General features: G+C 43.0%; 3 protein-coding genes. All 3 read right to left on the bottom strand.

Annotation, left to right across the window (positions count from 1 at the left end; translation table 11 throughout):
- Positions 1-576: 576 nt before the first annotated feature.
- Positions 577-2,877: a GH92 family glycosyl hydrolase gene (locus ABZB17_RS17775; RefSeq protein WP_372652116.1), complete on the bottom strand. Its 2,301-nt coding sequence runs from the start codon at positions 2,875-2,877 to the stop codon at positions 577-579.
- Between the two features lie 71 nt (positions 2,878-2,948).
- On the bottom strand, positions 2,949-5,171 hold the full coding sequence (locus tag ABZB17_RS17770; protein ID WP_372652115.1) for a GH92 family glycosyl hydrolase: 2,223 nt from the start codon (positions 5,169-5,171) through the stop codon (positions 2,949-2,951).
- Between the two features lie 131 nt (positions 5,172-5,302).
- The gene (locus ABZB17_RS17765) at positions 5,303-7,714 is read right to left on the bottom strand and encodes a thiamine pyrophosphate-dependent enzyme (protein ID WP_372652114.1); all 2,412 of its coding nucleotides are present in this window, start codon (positions 7,712-7,714) and stop codon (positions 5,303-5,305) included.
- Positions 7,715-7,766 lie beyond the last annotated feature (52 nt).

The following is a 7,766-nucleotide window of genomic DNA, read 5'->3' as shown; positions in this document are numbered from 1 at the left end:
GCTGATCCGGACACAGTTTTGAGCCATAAGCAATCAACTGATATATATAGATATTGTAAATGGCAGTAAAACTGTCACTATTGCCTGTCTGAAAGGATTGCCATAAATTGTTTATATCCTTATCACTACTCCGTTTCATAAAATTATAGTTGACAGGTGACGTAAAGATGAAATTTTTTTAATAAATACCAATCTTTACTAAGTTTTTTTATAAGAAAACACTCCTGTAATTGGCCTTCTCGTAGCATAGGGATGCAATCTGTTAGGTTTTGCAGAAGTTATATTGCTGTTAAATAGCCCTATGTCAGCAGTTTATCGTAATAAAAAGAAGTTTAACAGGTGTTTACTTTTTGTTTGTTTTCAAGTTCGAATTTATTATCAGTTTATTCAGGTTAATAGGTTTTTAAGAAGCTTTGATCTGTCGCTGTTTGTTTTGTGTATATCGCAAGAAATGATGCCGGATAGGGCTAGCGGTTAAAGGGACACGATATTGAATAAACAATACTTTATGCAAAAGATACCATAATAGATTTTCCCGGAGTAGTAAAAAACTACATCCGGGAAAATATTGGTGTTTTATTTTTCGTCAAAAGTCATGGAGTAGGGGAAACTGCTTGTTTCCGTTCCACGCGATTTGTTTGGCTGGCTGGCCATGTCAAAAACTAGCTCACCGCCATTTTGAATAGTGGCGTGTTTCAGGAAGTTTTTGTTGTAAGACTCACCGTTCAGTACCACATCGTTTACATAAACGTTTTCCTTTGAGTTGTTCGTTGCATCGATAACAAACTCATTACCGTTTTCAAGCGTAAGCGTAATTTTGTTGAACAGTGGCGATCCCAACACATACTCGTCGGTTCCCGGACAAACAGGATAGAATCCCATTGAACTGAAAACATACCATGCCGAAGTCTGGCCATTGTCTTCGTCGCCACAATAACCATCAGCCTGGTACGAGTACAGTTTTGTCAGTACTTCGCGAACATGCGCCTGTGTTTTCCAGGGCTGATCGGAATAATTGTACAGGTATATCATATGCTGAATTGGCTGGTTACCGTGTGCATAGTTACCCATTCCGGCAATCTGCATTTCACGAATTTCGTGAATAGTACCGCCATAATATGAATCGTCGAAAATAGGTGGAACAACAAATACAGAGTCGAGCATAGCCACAAACTCATCGTTGCCACCCATCAGTTGTTTCAGGCCTTCAATGTCCTGGAAAACGCTCCAGGTGTAATGCCAGCTGTTTCCTTCGGTAAAAGCATCGCCCCATTTGTAAGGGCTAAATGGCGACTGGAAAGTACCATCTTCGTTTTTACCGCGCATCAGTTTGCTTTCCGGATCGTAAACATTGTGGAAATTGCGGGCACGCTGTTTAAACAAATCAATCTCTTCCTGTGGTTTTCCCAGTTCCTGCGCCAGTTTCCAAATGCAGTAATCCGCATAAGCATATTCCAGCGTACGGGCAGTATTTTCGTTAATGCCAACGTTGTAGGGCACATAACCCAGCTCGTTGTAATAATCTGCACCATAACGGCCAACAGAATGAATCTGCTCCATATATCCGTTGGTGTTTTTAATCATGGCTTCGTACAAAGTTTCAATGTCGTAACCACGAATTCCTTTTAGGTACGAGTCGGCAATCAATGATGCCGAGTTCGAGCCGATCATACATCCACGGTGACCAGGACTTGCCCATTCAGGCAGCCAGCCACTCTCTTTGTAAGTATTAACGAGTCCTTCCATGATCTGGCTGTTAAGATCAGGATACATTAATGTAAAGAATGGGAATACGGCACGGAAAGTGTCCCAGAAACCATTGTCGGTAAACATGTAGCCCGGTAATACTTCGCCGTTGTACGGGCTGTAGTGTACAATATTGTTATCGGCATCAAATTCGTAAAATTTACGCGGGAAAAGTAAGGTGCGGTACAGGCACGAGTAAAAGGTTTTTTGTTCGGCTTCGCTGCCACCTTCAACTTTAATCCGGCCTAGTTCTTTTTCCCAGATCTGTTCGCCTTCGGCTTTAATCGTTTCGAACGATTTGTCGCCAATCTCTCTGCTCAGGTTCAATTCAGCTTGTTCAGCACTGATAAACGATGAAGCCAGTTTTACATTCACTTCTTCACCTTTTTTTGTTTTGAAACCAACGATACCACCAACGTGAAAACTTTGGGCTTCGGTAGTTTCGTGCAAATTGTCGTCTTTCCAGGTTTTTACCACCTCGAAATCTTTATCGAAAACGGCCACAAAATAATTTTTGAAATTGGCAGGTACACCGCCGTGATTGTTCTGGCAGTAACCAATTATTTTGCGTTCTTCAGGAATAATCTTCACCATCGATCCGCCATCAAAAGCATCCAAAAGAATGTACGAATTGTCGTTCTCCGGAAATGTAAAACGGAACGATACTGCACGGTCAGTAGGGGTGAACTCGGTAGTAACGTCGTAATCGGCCAGGTACACTTTGTAGTAGTGCGGTTGGGCCACTTCGGCTTTGTGCGAAAACCATGATGCACGTTCCGCGCCTTTAAATTTCAGTTCGCCGGTAACCGGCATCAGCGAGAACGCTGCGTAATCGTTAATCCACGGACTTGGCTGATGTGTTTGTTTAAATCCCTGGATTTTGTACGAATCGTAGGTGTAACCCCAGCCATCACCCATGCGGCCGGTTTGCGGTGTCCAGAAATTCATTCCCCACGGACGTGCAATGGCAGGGTAGGTATTTCCGTTTGATAGTTTAAATTCCGAATCGGTACCCATTAACGGGTTTACCATGTCCACCAGTTTTGTGGGCGTAGTTGTTGGTGGCGTGCTGACCTTTGATGTGCAGCTAAATAGAATTGCGCAAAGGCAAAACAATAAAAAATACTTCATGTAGTGAGTTTATTAAGTTGTTGTATAGGTATAAATCAGGCGCAAAAATATAATTATTTTGTTCAAACATACTATTCATAGCCCGATTTTGGACGACTGCCTGCAGCATGCCCAAATTCTTTATTTGGTTCTGCAGCCATCGTAAATTCCAGTACACCACCCCTAACAACATCAGCATGTGTAATGTAGCTTTTTGTGTATGGCTCACCGTTTAACCTAACTGAATTGATGTAGATATTCGTTTTGTTCAGATTATTAGCCTTTACCTGAAATGTTTTCTCGCCCGGTAATTCAATGGTGGCCGATTCAAAAAGCGGACTGCCGAATACGTAAACACCATTGGCCGGATTAACCGGGTAGAATCCCATTGATGAGAGCACATACCACGCCGACATTTGTCCGCAGTCTTCGTTTCCGCATAATCCGTCGGGTTGGTCGGTATACATTTCATTCATAATGAAATTTACCTTTTCTGCCGTTTTCCATTGCTGACCTGCAAACGCATACATATAAGGAATGTGATGACCCGGTTCATTTCCGTGTGCGTACATACCGATTAAACCCGAAATGTCGCTTGATGCGCCTTCATTTAAGGTTTCTTCTGTAGTAAAAAGCTCATCCAGTTTTTTTGTAAAAGCAGTTTCGCTTTCGAAAAGACCAATTAATCCATTAATATCATGAGGAACCAGCCAGGTGTATTGCCAGGCATTTCCTTCGCAGAAATCATCGGCACGGTGCTCCGAGTGTACCGGGTTAAAAGGAGTACGCCAGTTATCGTCAGCTATTCGTCCTCGCATAAAACCGGTTTCCTTATTGAAATAGTTTTCGTAATATTTTGCTCGTTTGGAAAATAATTCAAAGTCTTCAGTTTTTCCCAGTTTTTTTGCCATAGCCGCCACACACCAGTCGTCGATGGCATATTCCAGCGCCATTGCAACCGATTCAACTGTTGAATCAGCCGGAATGTAACCTTTCTCTTTTATAAAATTCAGTCCACGCTCATCCATCAGCATGGTCGATTTTACGGCCTCAAAAGCTTTCTCGGCATCAAAACCGGTGTATCCTTTCAGTAAAGCGTCAGCAATTACCGGAATGGCGTGGTTGCCCACCATGGTGTTGGTTTCGTTGCCATGCAGGTGCCACACCGGAAGTTTGCCCTGCTGATCGTAAATTGCAAGCATTGTATTTACCATATCGTCAACACGATCCTGGTGCACCAGTGTAAACAGCGGATGCGCTGCGCGGTAGGTATCCCACAACGAAAAAGTGGTGTAGGTATCGAAACCCGGATCGTTATAGTTTTTACCATCGGCTCCGCGGTAATCGCCGTTAACATCATCGAACAACGATGGTGCAATCATAGTATGATACAATGCGGTGTAAAAAGTAGTTTTTGTTGATGGATCAGTATCTCCAATTTTTATTTTGCCCAACTCGGTATTCCATTTGGTGCGGGCTTCTGCTTTTGTGGCTTCAAAATCCCACTCGGCCAATTCGGTATTCATGTTGTTTTTTGCGCCTTCGATACTAACCGGAGAAATTGCCGTTTTTACTAGCAATTCACCGTTCCCTTCAAATTTAATTTCAACGGTGTTAATTCCTTTGTCGTTTTGGCGTATTATTTCCAGTGTTTTAATGGGTTTCGAAAATTCGGTATGGAAATAAATTTTTTGGTCTGCTGCCCATCCTTTTGAATAGCGAAATCCGCTAATGCTGTTGTCGCCTTCCTGCTGAAGATCGGCTTTGGTAAGTGCATCCCAGCCTGTTCCGTAAGCAAGGTCGATAATTAATTTCGAATTGCCCGAAGCGTTAAAATTGTATCGGTGAAAACCTACACGTTCGGTGGCAGTTAGTTCAGCCTGAACATCGTATTTATCAATATTAATGGAGTAATATCCGGGGCTAACCTGTTCGTTGTCGTGCGTGTAAAGGGCTCTCCAAGGATAGGCTTCATTTGATGCTTGTTCGTAATTAAAGTCATCTGAAACGGGCATAAAAAGCAAATCACCAAGATCGCCAATACCTGTTCCACTCAAGTGTGTATGCGCAAATCCGATCAGTACCGAATCGGAATAATGATAGCCCGAGCACCAGTCCCAGGTTTCCTGTGCATTGTTCGGTCCTAGCTGAACGGCACCAAAAGGTACGTTGGCTCCTACAAAAACATGTCCGTGATAATCGCTGCCGATATACGGATCTACATAAGCTGAAAAATCTTCATTTTTTGGTGCCTGCGAGCACGATAAGATGATTAACGCAAAAAATGCGTTTACAATTAAAACAATACGGTTCATTTTGTTGAATTAGGTATGCAATTATAAAATACGGAAAAATATCAGTATAATCCCGATGCCGCAAAATTAATTAAATTTTGAAACGTGGGGGTGAATCTTGTCATATAACGAAATGGTTAGAAGTTAAATTTTTATAGCTCCGGGAAACGATCAGGTTCCACCTCGTGCATCATTTCATATACATTTTTGAAAAGCAACTCTACGTTTGGTTTTGAGAAATACTCGCCGTCAATACCATAGGCGGGGCGGTGTTCCTGTGCCGAAAGTGTTCGCGGTGCGGTGTCTAAATAATCAAACGCTTTTTGTTCCTCGATAACTTTTTGCATCATATAAGCCGTTCCTCCACCCGGCACATCTTCGTCCATAAAAATAACTTTTCCTGTTTTTTTGATGGATTCCAGAATGATATGATTTACATCAAAAGGCATTAATGTTTGCACATCGACCACCTCGATGGAAATACCTTTAAAATCCTGCAACAGTTTGGCTGCTTTCACTGCATGATGTACGTTCCATGCGTAAGTAACAACGGTTACGTCTGTTCCTTCCTGCATAATTTCCGGTACGCCAAGCGGCACTTTGTATTCGCCATGGTTGGCCGGCAATTTTTCCTTTACGTTATAACCTTTTAGCGGCTCAATAACCAGCGCCGGGTCGTTACCTTCAAGCAAGGTATTGTAAAAACCTGCAGCTTGTGTCAGGTTGCGGGGAACACAAAGGTACATGCCACGCATCGATCCCAGTAGCATTTGCATAGGCGATCCGGCATGCCATATTCCCTGTAGCTGGTGACCACGCGTACGCACAATCAACGGTGCAGCCTGCCGGCCTTTGGTGCGGTATTGCAAAGTGGCCAAATCGTCGCTTAACTGCGACTGTGCATAAATCAGGTAGTCGAGGTATTGAATTTCGGCAATCGGGCGGAAGCCACGCATCGCCAAACCAATTCCCTGTCCGATTATTGTTGCTTCACGGATACCGGCATCGTCAACACGAACTTTACCGTATTTTTCCTGCATACCTTTCATCCCCTGGTTTACATCGCCCAGTTTTCCGGTGTCTTCACCAAAAGTTACCAGGTTGGGGTATTTGTTAAACAGGGCATCAAAGTTTTTATTTACCACCACCGATCCGTTTACGTCGGCAGAGTTCTCATCGTATTCTACTGCCACTTCTTTTACATTTAGCGCAGCGTCAGCTCCGGTGCGGTATAATTCTCCATTATAAAAACCGGCGGTACGTTCTTCAAAACGACTGATCCATTCTTTCAGAATGTCGCGTTCATCTTCCAGCTCCGGCATGGTATGAAGTTCGAGTTTTAGTCTTTTGGCGAAACTAAGGTGCGATCTTCGGGTTGGGAAAATTTTATCAGTAACTTTTTCAAAGCGACGTAAACTTTGCAATTCACTTCGTTTATCTATTCTTTTCAGAATTTTGATCAACTCAGTTCGCTCATTCCGGTAACCTTCGGTATAATTGTTCCATGCTTTTTTGCGGGCCTCTTTAGCTCGTTTTTGTGCTGATTTTTCAATCTCATCCAACATAACTTCGTCAGCAATTCCTGATTCGAGCATCCATTTGCGCATTTGGTTAATGCCGTCGTATTCTTTTTCCCACTCCAGGCGTTCTTTTGTTTTGTATCGCTCGTGCGATCCCGAAGTAGAGTGCCCCTGTGGCTGTGTAACTTCGTCGATATGAAATACCACCGGTGTTTGATTTTTCCGGCAATTGTCGATTCCTTCTTTAAATGTTTTTATCAACTCCGGATAACTCCAGCCTTTACATTTATAAATGTCAACACCGTTGCTGCCCTTTTCTTTGGCAAAACCTTTCAGCGCTTCCGAAATGCTCGATTTTGTAGTTTGCAGTTCAATTGGCACGCTAATTCCAAAACCATCATCGTAAACTGCAATGGCAAGCGGAACCTGCAGCACTCCGGCTGCGTTTATCGTTTCAAAGAAAATTCCTTCGCTTGTGCTGGCATCCCCAATACTGCCAAATGCCACTTCGTTGCCGGTAACATTGTTGTTTAGCTGCTTTTTTAATTCGGGTTGTTGCCGAACCATTTTACTGGCTTGTGCCAGCCCCAGCAATCGGGGCATCTGACCTCCTGTTGATGAAATATCGGAAGCTGAATTATACTGATCAGCAAGATCTTTTATTTCTCCCGAACCACTAATATTTCTTGTGCTAAAGTGATTATTGAAATTTCGTCCTCCGGTAGAGGGATTTATTTCATCATCGGTATCGCCGTAAATCATGGCAAAAAACTCTTCCGGTTTCAGCAAACCCAGTGCCAGCATAAAGGTCTGGTCGCGGTAATACCCCGAGCGCCAGTCGCCTTTTTTGAAATTCTTGGCGTAAGCAATCTGGGCAATTTCTTTTCCATCGCCAAAAATACCAAAGTGCGCACGTCCGTTATGTACCTCGCGGCGCCCCATTATACTTAACTCACGACTTAATCGCGCAATGTAGTAATCCTGAAGTGCTTCTTTTGCAGATATTTGGTTCTTTGTTGCCGGTTTTTCCTTTTCTAAATACATAAACGATTCTTGTTAATCAGTCGCAAATAAAACGAATATAAGTCAGAAATGT

Origin of the sequence: Draconibacterium sp., from assembly GCF_041583095.1 — a bacterium.
Lineage (GTDB): Bacteria > Bacteroidota > Bacteroidia > Bacteroidales > Prolixibacteraceae > Draconibacterium.
Note: the sequence above shows the minus strand (reverse complement) of the source record. Positions and strands in the feature narration are given on the sequence as shown.